Source organism: Nocardia aurantia, assembly GCF_009604425.1.
Lineage (GTDB): Bacteria > Actinomycetota > Actinomycetes > Mycobacteriales > Mycobacteriaceae > Nocardia > Nocardia aurantia.
The window spans coordinates 1-18329 of record NZ_WEGI01000029.1; the positions used below are offsets into that span (position 1 = coordinate 1).

Annotated in this window: 20 protein-coding genes and 1 tRNA gene; 10 read left to right on the forward strand and 11 right to left on the reverse strand. The window is 68.8% G+C overall.

All coding sequences use genetic code 11. The annotated features are described in order from the left end of the window. The first annotated feature begins 298 nt into the window (after nt 1-298). Nucleotides 299-1399 (forward strand): type I restriction endonuclease, encoded by a 1101-nt coding sequence (locus NRB56_RS37805; protein ID WP_153349189.1) that lies wholly within the window; start codon nt 299-301, stop codon nt 1397-1399. A gap of 66 nt (nt 1400-1465) precedes the next feature. Here NRB56_RS37805 and NRB56_RS37810 read toward each other — a convergent pair. The 3 genes from NRB56_RS37810 to NRB56_RS37820 form a co-directional block, all read right to left on the reverse strand. Next, nucleotides 1466-1539 (reverse strand) — tRNA-Pro (locus NRB56_RS37810). 75 nt (nt 1540-1614) lie between these two features. After that, the gene (locus tag NRB56_RS37815) at nt 1615-2730 is read right to left on the reverse strand and encodes a hypothetical protein (protein ID WP_153349190.1); all 1116 of its coding nucleotides are present in this window, start codon (nt 2728-2730) and stop codon (nt 1615-1617) included. Between the two features lie 86 nt (nt 2731-2816). Then, the gene (locus NRB56_RS37820) at nt 2817-3779 is read right to left on the reverse strand and encodes a metallophosphoesterase (protein WP_153349191.1); all 963 of its coding nucleotides are present in this window, start codon (nt 3777-3779) and stop codon (nt 2817-2819) included. Between the two features lie 109 nt (nt 3780-3888). On the opposite strand from NRB56_RS37820, the gene NRB56_RS37825 reads away from it, so the two are divergent. After that, complete coding sequence (locus NRB56_RS37825) at nt 3889-4353, forward strand: GatB/YqeY domain-containing protein (RefSeq protein WP_153349192.1); 465 nt, start codon at nt 3889-3891, stop codon at nt 4351-4353. A 53-nt stretch (nt 4354-4406) separates the two neighbouring features. Here NRB56_RS37825 and NRB56_RS37830 read toward each other — a convergent pair whose 3' ends face one another. Next, nucleotides 4407-6758: a penicillin-binding protein gene (locus NRB56_RS37830; protein ID WP_319944113.1), complete on the reverse strand. Its 2352-nt coding sequence runs from the start codon at nt 6756-6758 to the stop codon at nt 4407-4409. A gap of 329 nt (nt 6759-7087) precedes the next feature. Here NRB56_RS37830 and NRB56_RS37835 point away from each other — a divergent pair, with 329 nt between their 5' ends. Next, nucleotides 7088-7411, forward strand: coding sequence for a WhiB family transcriptional regulator (locus tag NRB56_RS37835; protein WP_153349193.1), 324 nt, complete (start codon nt 7088-7090; stop codon nt 7409-7411). 51 nt (nt 7412-7462) lie between these two features. On the opposite strand, the gene NRB56_RS37840 is transcribed toward NRB56_RS37835, so the two are convergent. Together NRB56_RS37840 and NRB56_RS37845 are read right to left on the reverse strand one after the other, a co-directional pair. After that, nucleotides 7463-8650, reverse strand: coding sequence for an ArsA family ATPase (locus tag NRB56_RS37840; RefSeq protein WP_153349194.1), 1188 nt, complete (start codon nt 8648-8650; stop codon nt 7463-7465). Continuing rightward, entirely contained in the window at nt 8650-9690 is a 1041-nt protein-coding gene (locus tag NRB56_RS37845) for an ArsA-related P-loop ATPase (RefSeq protein WP_319944116.1), read from the reverse strand. Before NRB56_RS37845 ends, NRB56_RS37840 begins: the two co-directional genes overlap by 1 nt. Nucleotides 9691-9881: 191 nt before the next feature. On the opposite strand from NRB56_RS37845, the gene NRB56_RS37850 reads away from it, so the two are divergent. The 3 genes from NRB56_RS37850 (at nt 9882) to NRB56_RS37860 (ending at nt 11397) form a co-directional block, all read left to right on the forward strand. Continuing rightward, entirely contained in the window at nt 9882-10046 is a 165-nt protein-coding gene (locus tag NRB56_RS37850; protein WP_153349195.1) for a DUF4177 domain-containing protein, read from the forward strand. After that, on the forward strand, nt 10046-10516 hold the full coding sequence (locus tag NRB56_RS37855; RefSeq protein WP_153349196.1) for a RidA family protein: 471 nt from the start codon (nt 10046-10048) through the stop codon (nt 10514-10516). Before NRB56_RS37850 ends, NRB56_RS37855 begins: the two co-directional genes overlap by 1 nt. Before the next feature lie 89 nt (nt 10517-10605). Then, nucleotides 10606-11397, forward strand: a complete 792-nt coding sequence (locus NRB56_RS37860) for an MBL fold metallo-hydrolase (protein WP_153349197.1) — start codon at nt 10606-10608, stop codon at nt 11395-11397. Between the two features lie 26 nt (nt 11398-11423). On the opposite strand, the gene NRB56_RS37865 is transcribed toward NRB56_RS37860, so the two are convergent. Next, a complete protein-coding gene (locus tag NRB56_RS37865) occupies nt 11424-12098 on the reverse strand; it encodes a Crp/Fnr family transcriptional regulator (RefSeq protein WP_019931704.1) in 675 nt (224 codons plus the stop codon). 187 nt (nt 12099-12285) lie between these two features. Next, on the reverse strand, nt 12286-12537 hold the full coding sequence (locus NRB56_RS37870) for a hypothetical protein (protein ID WP_153349199.1): 252 nt from the start codon (nt 12535-12537) through the stop codon (nt 12286-12288). A gap of 279 nt (nt 12538-12816) precedes the next feature. Here NRB56_RS37870 and nth point away from each other — a divergent pair, with 279 nt between their 5' ends. The 4 genes from nth (at nt 12817) to NRB56_RS37890 (ending at nt 16302) form a co-directional block, all read left to right on the forward strand. Further along, nucleotides 12817-13497: an endonuclease III gene (gene nth / locus NRB56_RS37875; RefSeq protein WP_227838684.1), complete on the forward strand. Its 681-nt coding sequence runs from the start codon at nt 12817-12819 to the stop codon at nt 13495-13497. Further along, nucleotides 13494-14132, forward strand: a complete 639-nt coding sequence (locus tag NRB56_RS37880; protein WP_319944114.1) for a TlpA family protein disulfide reductase — start codon at nt 13494-13496, stop codon at nt 14130-14132. The genes nth and NRB56_RS37880 overlap by 4 nt, the downstream gene beginning before the upstream one ends. 275 nt (nt 14133-14407) lie before the next feature. Next, nucleotides 14408-15112: an NUDIX hydrolase gene (locus NRB56_RS37885; protein WP_319944117.1), complete on the forward strand. Its 705-nt coding sequence runs from the start codon at nt 14408-14410 to the stop codon at nt 15110-15112. Then, complete coding sequence (locus tag NRB56_RS37890; protein WP_153349200.1) at nt 15109-16302, forward strand: MarP family serine protease; 1194 nt, start codon at nt 15109-15111, stop codon at nt 16300-16302. The genes NRB56_RS37885 and NRB56_RS37890 overlap by 4 nt, the downstream gene beginning before the upstream one ends. A gap of 73 nt (nt 16303-16375) precedes the next feature. Here the strand turns inward: NRB56_RS37890 and NRB56_RS37895 are convergent, their stop codons facing one another. From NRB56_RS37895 to NRB56_RS37905, 3 genes are all read right to left on the reverse strand, one after another. After that, nucleotides 16376-17359: an alpha/beta fold hydrolase gene (locus NRB56_RS37895; protein ID WP_319944115.1), complete on the reverse strand. Its 984-nt coding sequence runs from the start codon at nt 17357-17359 to the stop codon at nt 16376-16378. Nucleotides 17360-17382: 23 nt separating this feature from the next. Continuing rightward, on the reverse strand, nt 17383-17907 hold the full coding sequence (locus NRB56_RS37900) for a phage holin family protein (protein ID WP_153349201.1): 525 nt from the start codon (nt 17905-17907) through the stop codon (nt 17383-17385). A gap of 201 nt (nt 17908-18108) precedes the next feature. Beyond that, nucleotides 18109-18329, reverse strand: a 221-nt coding sequence (locus NRB56_RS37905; protein WP_406603581.1) for an AMP-binding enzyme, incomplete at its 5' end; no start/stop codon positions are given.

The following is an 18329-nucleotide window of genomic DNA, read 5'->3' on the forward strand; positions in this document are numbered from 1 at the left end:
CTCCACCAGTACCGGCGGCTGGCCGTCCGCTGGGAACGCCGCACAGACATCCACGAAGGCTTCCTCAACCTCGGCGCCTCCCTCATCTGCTGGCGACGACTCAGCAATCGAACCCGATAGGAGCTCTTAGCCGTAACTTCCTCTCGCACAGCGCGATACTAGTGCTGATGCTTAGGGGAACGACCACCCGTCGAGTGAATTACGTTGCAGCACAGCATTGAACAGGTAACCCGCTGTGCTGCAACACCACTCGCTGTTTCGGTGGACCCCGATGTCCGCCGCACAGGAAAGAACACTCATGCCCGATACGCTCGACCGGATCAACGCCATCGCCACCAAACTTCGGTCGGCGCAGGCGGCGATCAGTACCGAAGAGGCCACCAAGAACGCCCTGGTCATGCCGTTCATCGCGCAGGTGCTCGGTTACGACGTATTCGATCCGGCCGAGGTCGTCCCCGAATTCGTCTCGGATGTGGGTACGAAGAAGGGGGAGAAGATCGACTATGCGATTCTTCGGGACGGTGCGATTCAGATTCTGATCGAGTGCAAGAAGATCGGTGAGCCGCTCAACATCAACCACGCCTCACAACTCTTCCGGTACTTCGCGGTCACCTCCGCTCGGATTGCGATCCTGACCAATGGTCGTGAGTATCAGGTCTATACCGACGGTGACCGACCCAACATCATGGACTCGAAGCCGTTCCTCGTATTCGACATACTCGACATGGACCATGTTCTCGTCCCGGAGATGGCGAAGCTCTCCAAGGAATCGTTCGACCTCGATTCGATCGTGAGCGCCGCCGAAGAACTGAAGTACATCGGCCAGATCAAACGCCTACTGGCACAAGAGAACAAGGTGCCGTCCGACGACTGGATCCGGTTCTTCGTCACCCGTGTCTACGAGGGCAAGGCGACCCAGCGGATCGTCGATCAGTTCCGGCCGCTGGTGACCAAGGCGGCGGCGCAGTTCATCGCGGACCAGGTGAGCGATCGACTGAACACCGCGCTCGGCGACAGCGCGGGCACGGTGATAGCGGCACCCTCCGGCGCGCCGGCAACGGAGACATTGCCGTCGGCCGGAACGGAGACGCCGGTTGCCGACGACGCGATCATCACCACCGAGGATGAGATCGACGGCTTCAATATCGTGCGCGCGATCCTCGCGAAGGATATCGATCCGGCGCGGGTCTCCGGCCGCGACGCCAAGGCCTACTTCGCTGTTCTCCTGGACGACAACAACCGCAAGCCGATCGTTCGCCTCCATCTCAACGGAAAGTCCGTCAAATTCATCACCACGTTCGAGAACGGTAAGGACGGTGACCGCCACGACATCGCCGGCGTCATCGACCTGTATCAGCATGTGGATCGGCTGCTCGCCACGGTCAAGAATTACGGCTAGCGCCGAACGAGTAAGGCCCCTGATCAGCATGCTGATCAGGGGCCTAGTCGTGTCTCCACACACGAGTCGGGGTGACAGGATTTGAACCTGCGACCTCTTCGTCCCGAACGAAGCGCGCTACCAAGCTGCGCCACACCCCGGTGAGGTGAACCTGCGCTAGCTTATAACAGGGTCGCGCTATCCGTTAAATCGCCTGGTCATCTGCCCTGATGGGGTCAGTGGCTCTGGAGGGGACGGATGCTGGTGAGGATCTTCTTGGCGGTGTCCTCGTCGACGGATTTGGGGACGCCGGTGTCGGCGGCGATGGTCATCACGAAGCTGCCGTTCTCGTTCGGGAAGGCGAAGGTGTAGATGGCGAAGGTTGCGGCGCAGCCGGGGGCGGGGGCCGGGGCGGTGCCGTTGACCGTCACGAACGAGCCGTTGAGCTGACCGTCGAGGGAGGTGAGGGGTTCGGCCAGGTCGGCCCTGGCTCCGGTGGCGGTGGACCAGCCGATCTTGGCCATCCGCATGCCGACCTCGTTGGCCGCCCGCGCCGGATCCGATTGGGACGAGGTGGTCAGGAATGCGTTGGTACGCACGTAGTTCGGGCAGTAGTCCTTGCCCTCCTGGGTGAGGCCGGCGATCTCCAGGCTCTCCGGGGGGTCGCCCCAGATCGCGGTGCCGACGGAATCGACCACCCAGTCCTTGGGGACGTCGTAGACCGCGCCGCGGGCCGGGACCGATACCGCCTGGTAGCCGGGGATCACCGCCGTCGCGGGGGTGGGCGGGTTCGGGCCGGGGCGACCGGGGGCCGGGGTGTCGCTGGTGAGGGCGCTGATCATCGTCGGGCCGGTGGACTCGGCCTCGGACCGGGCCGTGTGCTGGCCGGTCGCGATCACCGCGACGGTGATGCCGGCGATGAGTACGGCGGCCACGGCCGCCATGCCGGTGTACAGGCGGGAGCGGCCGCCGGTGTTCAGGGGCGGATTCCAGGCCGGGTATTGACCGGTCGAATAGGGTTGCGGTGCAACGTAATTCGGGACGTTACCGAGGCTCCACGGTTGTTCCGGGCGGGGCGGCGCGGTTCCGGAGAACGGGGGGAGGGTGCCGGTGTTCGGGTGGAACACGGGCAGTGAACCGGTGTTCGGCTGGTATCCGGGCCGCACGGGCGCGTAGGAGCCGGTGTGCGGGCCGTGCGGATTCGGAACGGCGGGCGGGACATATCCGGCCGGATCGATCCGGCGGGGCGGCCTGGATCGGGCGGGGAACATTTCTGTCGCCACGTCGCCCGGAGACGCCGCGGCGCGGGCCGGCCGCTCGCGGTCGATCCGCTTGGTCGGTGCTTCCCCCACCGGGTCCGGTCCCGATCCGCTTCCGTCGCCCGGTCGCGGTTGGATCCCACTGCTCAACTGAACCCCTACGTCATTGCCGGCGCAACCTAGCGCGCGACCGCCTCCGATTCCGATACCCCCCGGCCGCTGTCCGAAACCGGCCGGTCGGGTGACGCCGCGACCAGGGTCAGCAACGTGGCCTCCGGGCGGCAGCAGAAACGGTACGGTGCCCACGGCGAGGTGCCCAGGCCGGCCGACACGTGCAGCCGGGTGTGCGCGCCCCAGCGGGACGCGCCCTTCACGCGGGAACGGTCGATGCCGCAGTTGGTGACCAGCGCGCCGAATCCGGGCAGGCAGAGCTGGCCGCCGTGGGTGTGCCCGGCCAGCACCAGGTCGTAGCCGTCGGCGGCGAACCGGTCCAGCACCCGCGGTTCGGGCGAGTGGGTCAGGCCGATGCTGAGGTCCGCCAGCGGATTCGGGGTGCCCGCGACGGTGTCGTAGCGGTCGCGCTGCAGGTGCGGATCGTCGACGCCCGCGGTGGCGATCTTGATGCCGGCGACCTCCAGATCGCGCCGGACATGGGTCAGATCCAGCCAGCCGCGCTCGGCGAACGCGGCGCGCAGATCCTGCCAGGGCAGCGGGGCGCCGTAGACGCGCTTGTGGTCCTTGTCGAAGTACTTGAGGGGATTCTTCGGCACCGGGGCGAAGTAGTCGTTGCTGCCGAACACGAACAGGCCGGGCCGGGACAGCAGGCCCGACAGTGCCTGCACCACCGCGGGCACCGCGCGCGGATGAGCCAGATTGTCGCCGGTGTTGACCACCAGATCGGGCTCGAGCCGGGCCAGTTCGCGCACCCAGGCCTGCTTCAGTTTCTGCCCGGGGGTCATGTGCAGATCGCTGACGTGTAGCACGCGCAGGCTCGACGACCCCGGTTTCAGCACCGGCAACGTGGCCTCGCGCAGCGTGAAGGCGTTGCGCTCGATCATCGAGGCGTAGCCGACTCCGGCGACTGCCGCGCCGACGGCGCCCAGAGCGACACGCTGGAATGCGGGGGACGAGAATACCGGCATTCGATCAGGATAGGCGACCGGTGTGACCGATGCCCGGTGTGATTCGGCACAGGGACACGGCCGGGACAAATCAGGTGAGAACCCGCTGGTTCACCGATACCGTGGGCGCATGTCGGAACTGAAGTCGAAACTGCGTGCCGATCTCACCGCGGCGATGAAGAGCAAGGATTCGCTGCGCCTCGGCACCCTGCGCATGATGCTGGCCGCCGTGCAGACCGCCGAGGTCGCCGGTCCCCAGGCGCGCGAACTCGACGACTCCGACGTGATCGCCGTGCTCGCCAAGGAGGCGAAGAAGCGCAACGAGGCGGCCGTGGTCTTCGAGCAGGCCGGTCGCGGTGAGCTGGCCGCCAACGAGCGCGCCGAAGAGGCGATCATCGACGAGTATCTGCCCACCCAGCTCACCGACGCCGAGGTGGCCGACATCGCCGACACCGCGATCGCGGACGTCGCCGAGGAGCTCGGCGCCCGGCCCACGATGAAGCAGATGGGTCAGGTCATGAAGATCGCCACCCGGCTGGCCGCCGGCCGCGCCGACGGCTCCCGGGTCTCCGCGGCGGTCAAGTCGCGACTGTAGACACCGCACGACGACGGAGGGCCGCACACCGTGGTGTGCGGCCCTCCGCATGTCTAGCGCGGCAACGGGATCGGGATGGGGATCGGTGGCAGGCGCGGCGGGGCCGGCAGCGGCGGGGCCGCCGGAGGTGGCGGGGCCGCGGTCTGGGTGCCGTCGCTGACGTTCAGCGTGACCACCGAACCCGGGATCGCGGAACCGTTCGGCGAGGTACCGATCACGGTGCCCTTCGGCTGCGAACCCGGCTGCGGCACCACCGACACCCGGAAGCCCGCCGCCACCAGCGCCGCGTTCGCCTGGGCCTGCGGCATGCCGCCGACATCCGGGATCTGCGCGTTGTTGGCGCCGCGCACGTACTTCTCGTCGGTCGGCGGGAAGGCGGTCGGCGGGAAGTGGTCCAGTACCGGTTTGATCCCCGCGAACCAGCTGCGGGCCGGTTCGTTACCGCCGTACAGGTTGCCGTCGCCGCAGCTGCGCAGCGGGAACGAGCAGATCTCACCGGGGGTCGGCGAGTCGCCGTAGATGTACGCCGCGCCGGCCATCGCGTTGGTGAAGCCGAAGAATGCCGAGGAGCGGTGCGTTTCGGTGGTGCCCGTCTTCGCGGAGACCGGCACGTTCCAGCCGACCGTGCGCGCCGAACCGGCCGCGGTACCGCCGATGGCGTCCTGGCCGAGCGCGTTGGCCAGGGTGTCGGCCAGGCCGGGCTCCACCACCTGCTCACAGGGCGCCTGGGTGAGCGGAACCTGCTTGCCGTTGCGGTCGATCACCTCGCGGATCGGGGTGGGCGGGCACCACTTGCCCGAAGAGGCGATCGTGGCGGCCACATTGGACAGTTCGAGCGGGTTGATCGCCAGCGGGCCGAGGGTGAACGAGCCCAGGTTTTGCTGCTTGATCATGTCGGCGAGGCTCTGGCTGCCGTGCCCGGAACTGCCCGGTTCGCCGTACGAGCGCATGCCCAGCCGCAGCGCCATGTCCACGGTCGGGGTGACGCCCACATCCTGGATCAGCTTGACGAACGCGGTGTTCGGAGACTGGGCCAGCGCCTCCGTGACCGTCATCGGCGAGCGGTAGTTGCCGGCGTTCTTGACGCAGTAGGTCTCCGGCGGGCAGCCGGGGGCGCCGCCGTTACCCATGCCCTTCGCCGCGAAGAACGACGGCACGTCGAGTTCGGAGGCGATGCCGAGACCCTTCTCCATCGCGGCGGCCGTGGTGAAGATCTTGAAGATCGAGCCCGCGCCGTCGCCGACCATCGAATACGGCTGCGGCTGTACGGTCTGATGGGCCCCGCTGTCGAGCCCGTACTCGCGGCTCGAGGCCATGGCCAGCAGCGCGTGTGAATCCTGGCCGGGCGCAATGATGCTCATGACCTCGGCGATGTCGTCGAGATCGGGTTTGGTCACCGAATCGACCGACGCCTTCACCGAGTTCTGCACGGCCGGGTCCAGGGTGGTGCGGATCAGGTAACCGCCCTTGTCGAGCTGATCGATGCTGATGCCCGCGTTGGCCAGGTACTGCATCGCGTAGTCGCAGAAGAAGCCACGGTCGCCGGCGGCTATGCAGCCGCGCGGCAACGCCTTCGGTTCGGGCAGCACGCCCAGCGCCTCGGCCTTGTTCTTGCGGAATTCGTCGGCGCGGCTGGGGATGTTCTGGATCAGCGTGTCCAGGACGGTGTTCCGGCGCTCCAGCACGCCCTGGGGGTTGTTGTACGGATTGAGCTTGGAGGAACTCTGCACCATGCCCGCGAGCATCGCCGCCTGCGGCATGGACAGATCCTTGGCGTCGACCCCGAAGTAGGTCTGCGCGGCGTCCTGGATGCCGTAGGAGCCGTTGCCGAACGGCACCAGATTCAGATACCGGGTGAGGATCTCGTCCTTGGTGAGCTGCTTCTCCAGGTTCAGCGCCATCCGGATCTCACGCAGCTTGCGGGCGGGCGTGGTCTCCACCGCCGCGCGGCGCTCGGCATCGGTCTTGGCCACGACCAGCAGTTGGAAGTTCTTCACGTACTGCTGGTCGATCGTCGAACCACCCTGCTGCACACCGCCGGAGGAGGTGTTGGTCAGGAAGGCGCGGAAGGTGCCCTGCCAGTCGACGCCGCCGTGTTCGGCGAAGCGCCGGTCCTCGATGGAGACGATCGCGAGCTTCATGTCGTTCGCGATGCGGTCACTGGGCACCTCGAAGCGGCGTTGTTCGTAAAGCCAGGCGATGGGGGCGCCGGAGGCGTCGACCATGGTCGACACGGCGGGCACCGTGCCCTCCACCAGTTCCGCGGAAACGTTGTCGACGGTGGCGGCGGCCCGGTTGGACACGTAGCCGAAGCCGCCGGCGAGTGGGAAGAGCAGCCCGGCGACGATCACGGCCGCGAGCACGATTGCCCCGGCCAGTCTCGCGAGCGATCGTGAGGTCGGCACGCGTCCAGACTAATTCCCCGGTGCAAGGTCCGTGGTACGCGTCCTCAGGTCCGGCCTCGTGCCTGGTCGCGGCCGGACTATTCGGGCGTGTCGGCCATACGAATCCGACCGATCGGTACTTTATCGCAATTGCAGGGACGTTCGTACCAAAAAAGCAGGAGACGGTCTTGCGCGGACTCATACCTTTACCTAGATTGAGAACCCAGTGTGATAGAGCTAACACTCAAAGTGGAATGTGGTGCAGTTCGCAGCGGGGTTGGGTTGCTGTGTGCTGCACGCGATTCCGGAGCGCCGTAGACCGGTGTTCGGACTGCAAAGGGGCACACCAAATGCACATGACTACCCCCATCGCTCGATTGGACGTGGAGCAGGCCGAAGCAAGGATCGCCTGGGTGTCCCAGGCGCGATGCAAAGAAGTGGATCCTGACCAGCTGTTCGTGCGCGGCGCGGCGCAGCGCAAGGCAGCCACCATCTGCCGGCACTGCCCGGTGCTGATGGAGTGCGGTGCCGATGCCCTGGACAACCGGGTGGAGTTCGGCGTGTGGGGTGGCATGACCGAACGGCAGCGCCGGGCGTTGCTCAAGCAGCATCCGGATGTCACATCCTGGGCCGACTTCTTCCGGTCCCAGCGTCACCAGAAGGTAGCCATGTAGTCGTCCCGCAGTCGGCGGTCCGGGCCCGTATCGGGCTCGGGCCGTGTCTTTTTACCCGGCCGGGTGTGCACCGGTCAGCTGATCGCCGACCGCCCGCAGGGCCTCGAGATCCGAGACCTCGAACGGCAGGGCCGTCACCGCGGCGATCGGCACCCGGGGGTGGGCGCCGGTGAAGCGGAGCAGCAGATGCTGTTCCCGCTTCGAGGTGATCGAGCGATCCGCGTGGATGCGCAGCACGTCGGCGGTGAGCGCGGCGGCGTCGTCGCCCGGGACGGGTTCCTCGTCGCCACCCGGGACGGGTTCGTCGGCGCCGCCCGGGCTCAACCGGTCGGCAGCGGCCAGCGCCTGGGCCGGCGACAGCGAGCACCACACCGGATGGGTGCGATTCAGTACCAGCCCGGCCAGCGGCATCCGGTCGGTGGACAGCCTGTCCACGAAGAACGAGGCCTCCCGCAGCGCATCGGGTTCCGCGGCGGCGACCACCAGGAAGTGGGTGCCGGGCCGCGACAGCATCGCGTAGGTGCGCTCGGCGCGGGCCTGGAAGCCGCCGAACAGCGTCTCCAGCGACTGCAGGAACAGCGAGGCGTCCTTGAGCATCTGACCGCCCACGACGGTCGAGACGCCGCGCACGGCGAGGCTCATCGCGCCCGTCACGAGCTTGCCGACGCCGCGGCCCGGCGCCATGATCACGCGGATCATCCGTCCGTTGAGAAAGGTGCCCAGCCGTTTCGGCGCGTCCAGGAAGTCCAGCGCGTTGCGTGACGGCGGGGTGTCGACCACGACCAGATCCCACTCCCGGCGGCCCGCCAACTGGCCCAGCTTCTCCATCGCCATGTACTCCTGCGTACCGCCGAACGACGAGGCGACCGCCTGATAGAAGGGGTTGGCGAAGATCTGCTCGGCCTTCTCGGCGCTGGCGTGCTCGAGCACCATCTCGTCGAAGGTGCGGCGCATGTTCAGCATCATCGCATGCAGCTCACCGGGCACCTCGGGGCCCAACGGCACCCGCTGCGGACTGTTGCCGAGATCGTCGACCCCCAGCGACTGCGCCAGGCGACGAGCCGGGTCGATGGTCAGGACGACCACCTTGCGGCCGGATTCCGCGGCGCGCAACGCGATCGCGGCGGCCGTGGTCGTCTTACCGACACCGCCGGAGCCGCAGCACACCACCACCCGGGTCTCGGGGTCGGCGATGATCCGCGCGATGTCCAGGGTGGGGGCGGTGCCCGGCGCGGTCATCAGCGAACTCCCTGCGTCGTGAGCTGCTCGGCGAGTTCGTACAGCCCGCCGAGGTCCATGCCGCCCGGCAGCGAAGTTAGATACAGCCGGCTGCCCGCCACCTCGGCCAGTTCGGTCGCGCTGTCGTCCTGGGCCCGCAATGCCGCGGAATGGTCCACGGTCTCGCGCAACAGGCCCTGGAAGTCCGCCTCGGACAGGTTGATTCCCTGAGCCTCGAGGGTGGCGCGGATCGCGTCGGCGTCGATGTCGCCGGTGGCGGCGCGGGCGCGCAGATCGGTGGGCAGATAGCCGTGGGCGGCGCGGTTGACGATCACCGCGCCGATCCGGAAGTCGCCGGCGGTCAGTTCGGCAACGGCGTCGGCGGTCTCCTGCACGGGCAGCGCCTCCAGCAGGGTGACCAGATGGATCACGGTCTGATCCGAGCGCAGCAGAGTGGAGACGCCCTCGGCCTGAGAAGCGATCGGCCCGCCCTTGGCCACCTCGGCCATCACCTTGGTGACGTCCAGGAAGCCAGCGATCCGGCCGGTCGGCGGGGCGTCTACGACGATCTCGTCGTAGACGGGCCGGACGATCGCGTCCTTGCCGGTGCCGGTCTTGGTGGTGCGGACCACGCACTCCTTGATCTTGCCGGTGAGGATGACGTCCCGCAGGCCCGGCGCGATCGTGGTCACGAATTCGATGGCGCCCATGCGACGCATCGCCCGACCGGCGAAGCCGAGGTTGTAGAACATGTCCAGGTATTCCAGGAAAGCGTGCTCGATGTCGAGGGCGAGCGCCATCACCTCGCCACCGCCGTCCGCCGTCGCGATCTTGGTCTCGGTCGGTGGCAGCGGCGGCAGATCGAACAGCTGCGCGATCGACTGCCTGCCCTCCACCTCCACGAGCAGCACCCGGCGCCCACCGGCGGCCAGCGCCAGCGCCAGCGCAGCGGAAACCGTGGACTTCCCGGTTCCCCCCTTGCCGGTGACGTAGTGCAGCCGCGCCTTGTCGGCTCGTTCCGGCCAGCCTCGTTCCTGCCCCGCCTCCACCGAAACGGGCACCGTCGTCGGTACTCCCACGTCCGCGAGCCTATAACTGGTTCAAATCCGCCGGGCACGGGATCGCGCCAGTGTCTGGTAGACCACAACCTCGCCGTTGGCGTTCCGTGATGTGCTCGGGCCGACGCGGTCGATCGTGATCCGGGTGAGCCCAGGGGTTCTCGGTCCCGCCGGGCACCGATACGCTCTGCGGCATGAGTGATGCCACCGTGTGGGAATATGCGACCGTGCCGCTGCTGACGCACGCGACCAAGCAGATCCTGGACCAGTGGGGAGCCGACGGCTGGGAGCTCGTCACGGTGCTCCCCGGGCCGACCGGTGAACAGCATGTCGCCTACCTGAAGCGAGCGAAGAACTGATGGGGACCGCCGCGACTGCCTGGCGCGAGAACCTCGAGCGGCTGGGTGTCGAGGTACCGGCGGTCGTCGTGCCGCTGGCCGCCTACGTCCCGGCCGTGCGGACCGGATCGCTGGTCTACACCTCCGGGCAGCTGCCCTTCGTGAACGGCGCGCTGTCGCTGACCGGCAAGGTCGGCGCCGCGGTCAGCGTCGAGCAGGCGGCCGAGGCCGCCCGGCTGTGCGCGCTGAACGCGCTGGCCGCTGTCCACGATCTGGTCGGCCTCGACGAGGTCGTGCGGGTCGTGAAGGTGGTCGGCTTCGTCGCCTCGGCACCCGGATTCGGCGATCAGCCGGTCGTGGTCAACGGCGCCTCGGAGTTCCTGGGTGAGGTGTTCGGCGACGCCGGCAAACACGCCCGCTCCGCGGTCGGCGTGGCGGAACTGCCGCGCGACACCCCGGTCGAGGTGGAGCTGATCGTCGAGGTCCGGTAGCCCGGCCGACTTTCACAGGTCCGGATGCGGATACTGGAAGTCGTTGGAGCACAGGGGCGTTGCGGCCCCCACGCGCGATAGGACGCAGCATGACCCTCTCTCATCCCGCGTACGGGCGGTTGCGTGCTGTCACCGAGACCGCCTCGGTGCTGCTCGCGGACAATCCGGGTCAGATGACGCTGGACGGCACGAACACCTGGCTGCTCCGGGCTCCCGGGCGATCCGAGTACGTCGTGGTAGATCCGGGACCCGAGGATCACGCGCACACCGACGCGATCGTGCGGGAGACCGGGGGCGCGATCGCCCTCACGCTGATCACCCATCACCACCCCGACCACACCGACGGTATCGATCGCCTGGTCGAACTGACCGGGACGCCGGTGCGCGCGGTCGAACCGCGCTTCCTGCGGGGTAAGGGGACGCCACTCGCCGACGGTGAGGTGCTGGAGGCGGCGGGCCTGCGGATCACGGTGGTGTCCACGCCCGGTCACACCGAGGATTCGGTGAGCTTCCTGCTCGACGACGCGGTGCTCACGGGTGACACCGTGCTCGGCAGCGGCACCACCGTGCTGGAAGGCCGGGACGGCGCCCTCGGCGACTACCTGGATTCGATGGACCATCTGGTGGAGCTGGCCGAGGGCCGGGCGCTGCTACCCGCACACGGCCCGGATCATCCGGCCGCGGACCCGGTCCTGCGGTACTACATCCGGCATCGGCAGGAGCGCCTCGACCAGATCCGGGAGGCGTTGCGAGTACTCGGCGCCGACGCCTCCCCCGAGCAGGTGGTGGAGCGCGTCTACGCCGACGTGGACGAGAGCCTGTGGCCGGCCGCGCAGCACTCGGTGCAGGCGCAACTGTCGTATCTGCGCAGCCGGAACTGAACACCCGGGCGAGCCGGGCACGAAATTTATCGAGCCCGGCGAGCCAGCCGTTCCGAATCGGTGATCAGCACACTCTTACCCTCGAGCCGCAGCCAGCCGCGATGCGCGAAGTCGGCGAGCGCCTTGTTCACGGTCTCGCGCGAGGCGCCGACCAGCTGGGCGATCTCCTCCTGGGTCAGGTCGTGGGTGACCCGCAGCGCGCCGGCCTCCTGCGTGCCGAAACGCTGTGCCAGCTGCAGCAGCGCCTTGGCGACCCGGCCCGGCACGTCGGTGAAGATCAGATCGGCCAGGTTGTTGTTGGTGCGGCGCAGGCGGCGCGCGAGCACCCGCAGCAGCTGCTCGGCGATCTCGGGACGCTGATCGATCCACGCCTTGAGCGCGTCACGGTCCATCGTGACGGCGCGGACCTCGGTGACCGTGGTCGCCGTCGAGGTGCGCGGGCCTGGGTCGAAGATGGACAGCTCGCCGAACATGTCCGACGGGCCCATGATGGTGAGCAGGTTCTCGCGGCCGTCCGGCGAGCGGCGGCCGATCTTCACCTTGCCCGATGTGATGATGTACAGCCGATCGCCGGGTTCACCCTCGTTGAAGATGACGTGGCCGCGGGGGAAGTCCACCGGCTCCAGTTGTTTGGCGAGAGCCGCGACCGCGGTGGGCTCGACGCCTTGGAAGATGCCTGCTCTGGCGAGGGCCTCGTCCACGAATGTGCTCCTATCCGACGATTGGCTCTGTCCTCCGGACCGTAGCGATTCGGCCGACAGTGCAGTCTACTTTGCGCGCGCACAGCGTAGTGACAGACACCACGTAACGTGCGGTTCGTGCAACGTACGAGGTGCCTTCAGGGTTCCCGCGGCGGATCTCCGCGGGGCGCCGACCGGCCCGGCGGTGTCAGCTGGCCTGTGCGACGTCCAGTTCGTCTTCCCTGGCGCGGGTGCGGCGGGTGCGGCGCATCCTTGTGGCGGCGGGGGGTACACCGAGCTTCGCCAGCTCGTTGACCTCGGCGTTGCTTGCGCGGTCCAGGTACTGCTGTACCTCTTCCTCGGGCTCTAGCAACTTGCGTAGCCGGTTCTCGACCCGTTCCATGAACAGCGCGAACAGCATCAGCACCACCGGGAAGAGCACCACAGCGAGTCCTTGCATACGGAGGAGTAAACACTGAGAAGGTCTCGGATGGAACACGGCGGTCGAGGTGAGTGCGCGCTCGCACCCGCTACCGGCGCGGCCGTCGGTGGGGTTCCGTATGGTGGACGGGTGCGTGTACCCAGATCCGCCGCCGTGAACGGGCACGAACCGGTTACGACGTCCGATGATGCCGCGCTCGCCACTCCCGCCGCGGCGGGCCGCCGCGGCAAGGTGGAGGCGCCGACCGGCCGGTTCGCCGACGAGACCCGCCTCGGGCTGGTCCGCCGCGCGCGGCGCATGTACCGGTCGCTGATCGTGGCCTTCCCGGACGCGCACTGTGAGCTGGATTTCGGTAATCCGCTCGAATTGGCCGTCGCCACAATCCTTTCCGCGCAGTGCACCGACGTGCGGGTGAATCTGACCACTCCCGCCCTGTTCGCGCGCTATCCCGATGCCCGCGCCTACGCCGAGGCCGACCGCACCGAACTAGAGGAACTCATCCGGCCGACCGGTTTCTATCGGAACAAGGCCAACTCACTGATCGGCCTCGGACAGGCGCTGCTGGAGAAATTCGACGGCGAGGTGCCGCGGACGCTGGAGGAACTGGTCCGGCTGCCGGGTATCGGCCGCAAGACCGCCAATGTCATTCTCGGCAATGCCTTCGATGTGCCGGGAATCACGGTCGACACCCACTTCAGCAGGCTGGTGCAGCGCTGGGGCTGGACCACCGAGGACGATCCGGTGAAGATCGAGCACGCCGTCGGCGCGCTGATCGAGCGCAAGGACTGGACCATGCTGTCGCATCGGGTGATCTTCCACGGTCGCCGCGTGTGCCATGCTCGCAAACCGGCCTGCGGCGTCTGCGTGCTGGCCAAGGACTGCCCGTCCTTCGGCGCCGGCCCGACCGATCCGGCCACCGCGGCCGCGCTGGTGAAGGGGCCCGAGGCGCCGCACCTGCTCGAACTGGTGGGCCGGTGAGGGCTTTTCCCCCGGCGTGGCGCTGGACCCTGGTCGCCGTCGTCGCGGTGGTCGGGCTGGCGGTCGCCGTCTGGCCACGGGATCATCATCGGTCCGCGGCGACCGTGCCCGCCGCGTCGAGTGATCCGGCGGTCTCCGGCGAGTTGCGCGCCGCTGCGGGCCTGCCCGACTGCCCGCACCCTGTCTCGGGAACTCAGCCGGTGAGCGGCGGCCCGCTCGCCGGCCTCACCCTCGAATGCCTGGCCACCGGCGCCCCGGTCGACCTCGCCGCCGCCCTCGCCGGTCATCCTGCGCTGGTGAACCTCTGGGCCTACTGGTGTCAGCCGTGCGCGCGGGAACTGCCCGCGCTGCAGCAGTACGCCGACCGTGCCGCCGGCGCCGTCACCGTGCTGACCGTGCACAGCGATCCGGCCGAGCCGCGCGGGCTGGCCCGCCTGTCGGACCTGGGTGTGCACCTGCCCGGTGTGCAGGACACCGACTCCCGGCTGCGCGCTGCCGTCCGGGCGCCCGCGGTCCTCCCGATCTCGGTCCTGATCCGCCCGGACGGCTCGCTCGCCAGGGTTGTGGTCCGCCCGTTCGCCGATGTCGACGACATCGCCGCCACGGTCGACCGGGAGCTGGGGATCCGGGCATGAGCGATCGAGGCCCGGCAGCGGAGCACGAACCCGCAGATTCCCGGCCCGTGCCGGACGGACGTCACGCCGGCGGTCCGAATCCGGAGTGGGACCACGGAAATCCTCCGGCGGTACCGGGTCCGAGTGATCCGAAGCCGACGGCAGCGGCCACGGACGATCACGACGGGTCCGGCCGTCCGGAGGGTGGGCACGCCGCCGTGGACGCGCCGAACGACCCAGCGGCACCGCGACCTCAGAGGACGGTCGTCGTCGCGGGTCACCACGGCCCCGGCGACATTCCGACCTGGTTGCGGCAGGTGGCGGAGCGGCCGCCGGCCGATCCGACCGGGGTCAATCAGGTGCTCACCCGGCGTTCCACCCTGCACGAGTACGCGGCGATGGCGTCCCGGGTGCGACAGGCGGCGGTGCTGGTGCTGTTCGGCGGTGCGACGCGGCCCGATCCGGACGCGCCGGGCGGTCTGCCGGCCGACGCGGACGTGCTGCTCACTCAGCGTGCGGCGACCCTGCGGCAGCACAGCGGCCAGGTCGCGTTCCCCGGTGGCGGTGTGGAACCCGGCGACGACGGGCCGATCGGCACCGCGCTGCGGGAAGCGCAGGAGGAAACCGGACTGGCGCCGGCCGGGGTGCAGCCGCTGGCGGTGCTGCCGAAGATCTTCGTCCCGGTATCCGGCTTCGATGTGACCCCGGTGGTGGCGTATTGGCGCACCCCCGGTGAGGTCGGTGTGGTCAGCGCCGCGGAGGCCACGCGGGTCGTGCGCGTGCCGGTGGCGCAGCTGATCGACCCCGCGAACCGGTTCGTCGTCCGGCACCCGCGCGGATACATGGGGCCGGCGTTCGCCGTCGACGGCATGCTCGTCTGGGGCTTCACCGCGGGTGTGCTCGCCGGTCTGCTGGCGGTTTCGGGATGGGAGCGGGAATGGGATCACCACGATGTGCGTGATCTGCAGTCCTCGCTCGCGGCAGTGGGGATGACGTTATGAGTTCCTCGGCGTGGCTCGACCTCGCGGTCGTGATCATCGCGCTGCTGGCGGCCTCCTCCGGCTGGCGTCAGGGGGCGGTCGCCTCGGCGCTGGCCTTCCTCGGCGTGGTGCTGGGCGCGGTGGCGGGCATCTTGATCGCGCCGCACATTCTGATCCACATCAGCGAGGGCCGGAAACGGGTACTGGTCGGCGTCGTGCTGATCGTGGCGCTGGTGATCATCGGCGAGGTCGCGGGCATGGTCCTGGGCCGGGCCGCCCGCTCGGGGATGCGGCATCCGTTCACCCGCAGCGTCGACAGCGTGGTGGGCGCCGCGCTGCAGTGTGTCGCGGTGCTGGCGACCGCCTGGCTGCTGGCGTTGCCGCTGGCCTCCTCCTCGCAGCCGGGCATCGCCGCGGCGGTCAACGGCTCGCGGGTGCTCTCGGATGTCAACGAGGTCGCGCCGAACTGGTTGCGGCGGGTGCCGAACGAATTCTCCCGGCTGCTGAACACGTCCGGGCTGCCGGATGTGATCGGCCCGTTCGGCCGGGCGCCGATCGCGGCCGTCGAACCGCCGGATCCCAGTGTGCTGGACACCCCGGTGGCGCTCAACCTGCAGCACAGCGTGCTGCGGATCCGCGGCGTCGCGCCGAGTTGCCAACGTGCGCTGGAGGGTTCGGGTTTCGTGGTCGCGCCCGAGCGGATCATGACCAACGCGCACGTCGTCGCCGGTACCACCACGGTCCAGGTGGACACCGCACGCGGACCACTGGACGCCTCGGTGGTGCTGTTCGATCCGTCGCGCGACGTCGCGGTGCTGGCGGTACCGGGCCTCAACGCACCGGTCGTACCGCTGGCGGCCGTGGCGGCCAAGTCGGGGCAGAGCGCCATCGTGCTGGGCTATCCCGGCGGTGGCCCGTACACCGCCAGCGCCGCTCGCGTCCGCGAGACCCTGGACCTGACCGGTCCGAACATCTACAAGAGCGGCACCGTCGAGCGCGAGGTCTACACGGTGCGCGGCCGGGTGCGGGCCGGCAATTCCGGTGGCCCGCTGGTCGATACGGACGGCGAGATCCTCGGCGTGGTCTTCGGCGCCGCGGTCACCGACGACGACACCGGATACGTGCTGACCCTCAGCGAGGTCAAGGTGGATCTCGATGCCGCGAGCGGCTCGACCCAATCCGTGGCGACCGGGGAGTGCGTGCTGAGCTGACCGGCTGTTCGCGCGGGCGATCGGTGCGCCGGTCATCCGCACGGTCGGACCGTCTCCGCGCGTGCCGGCCGAATCAGCTGGCCGGCCGGCCGAGCAGCTTGGCCAGCTCGGCGGTCACCGCATCCGGATTCTCCTGATGGGCGAAGTGACCCGCGGCCGGGATCTGGGCGACCCGGCGGTTCGGGGCGAGGTGATGGCCGCGACGGACCGTGGTGTCCAGGATGTACGGATCGCTCTCGCCGTAGAGCGAGAGCACCGGTACCCGTACCGGTTCCCGCATCATCGACATGAAACGGCGGCCGTCGGGCCGCCATTGGCTGCGGAAGGCCCAGCGCTGATATTCCAGGCCACAGTGAGCCGCGCCGGGGATTCGGATCGCCGATCGCATCCGGCGCGCGGTGTCCACGAATTCGGCCGAACCCGCCCAGCGCGGGTCGACGCGCGCCCGCAGCAGCCGCTCGATCTCGAAACCGTCTGCGGTGGTGAGCAATTGCTCGGGACGCCGGGGTAGCTGGTATCGCAGGAAGTTCGGCAGCCACGCTGCCCGCTGCCGCCGGTCGCGCAACACCGCTCGCTTCAGCGTGATCGGATGCGGCGAGCTCACCAGAGCGATCGATCGCACCAGCCGCGGGTGCAGGACGGCGGTGGCCCAGCACACCAGCCCGCCCTCGGCGTGCCCGACCAGCGTGGCCTCGGTGTGACCGAGTGCGCGGATCAGGCCGGCCACGTCACCGGCCAGCGTCCAGCCGTCGTAGCCGCGCGGCGGCTTGTCGGAATCGCCGTAGCCGCGCAGGTCGACCGCGACCACCCGATGGCCCCGATCGGCCAGGCCGGTCAGCTGATGCCGCCACGACCACCAGAAATCGCCGAAACCGTGCAGCAGCAACACGAGAGTGGCGTCCGGATCGACGCCGGCCCGCTGACCCGAGGCGGCACGGGCCGGGGATTCGGGGGCCTCGACGACATGGAACCGGATGCCGTTGGCATGCACGTCCCGATGCGTCCATGCGCCGTCGTAGCGGACGCTGGATGGATCCGGGGTCGGAGTAGACGACACGCTGTCGGAGCGTAGTAGGCGAATTACCGCCCGGACCTTTCGGTTACCACGTGTTCATCGAGCACGCCGGAAACCGGTTCGGCGTGTGCGCCCAGTCCGTGCGGCAGCACCGAGCGAGTCTCCTTGAGGCTCTCGATGGTCTTGGCCGGCGCGCGCAACCTCCGGACCTTCAGATAACCGAGCAGCCCGAGCCCGGCGGTGGCGAGCACCATCAGACCGAACACGATCAGGAACGACGCCCACCGCGGCAGCCACACGTTCAGCAGTTCGGCGAGGAAGAAGAAAAAGAAGAACGTGCTGAACAACAGGATGGTCAGTGCGGCGATAAAATACACGCTGCCCTGCAGGGCCTTGCGGATCTCGCGGCCCACCTCGGTCTTGGCCAGCTCCACCTCGGCCCGCACCAGGGTCGACACCTGCTCGGAGGCATCGCGGACCAGATCGCCGATGGTGGCGGCCGCGGTGGTGTCGACATCGGACAGCGGAATCGAGGTGATGGTCCGATTGCGGCCCCCGTCGCTCCCGTTACCGCCCTGTGTGAAGCTCAATTGCTCGACCCTTCTCGATGTTCCGGTGCTGCCCGGCCCGCCGCGTCGTGCCGCGGCGGTCGTCCTGCGACCGCGCGCCTACCCACACACGGCCCGGTCGCAACAGTAGCGTTTGACCGCTGATGGTTCAGCGACCGCCGCTGCGGATTGTCGCGGCGGTCGCCGGACCCTCGTGATTCGGTGTGTCCCGAGCCTCCCGGGCTATGCCTTCTCCGCCCGGATGGCCTCGAACACGGTGGGGTCGACCAGGGTGCTGGTGTCGCCGAGTTCGCGGCCTTCGGCCACGTCGCGCAGCAGTCGTCGCATGATCTTGCCGGAGCGGGTCTTCGGTAGTTCCGGGACGATGTGGATCTCGCGGGGCCGCGCGATCGGGCTGATCTCGCGGGCCACCTCTGCTTTCAGTTCGTCGACGAGGGCCTGCC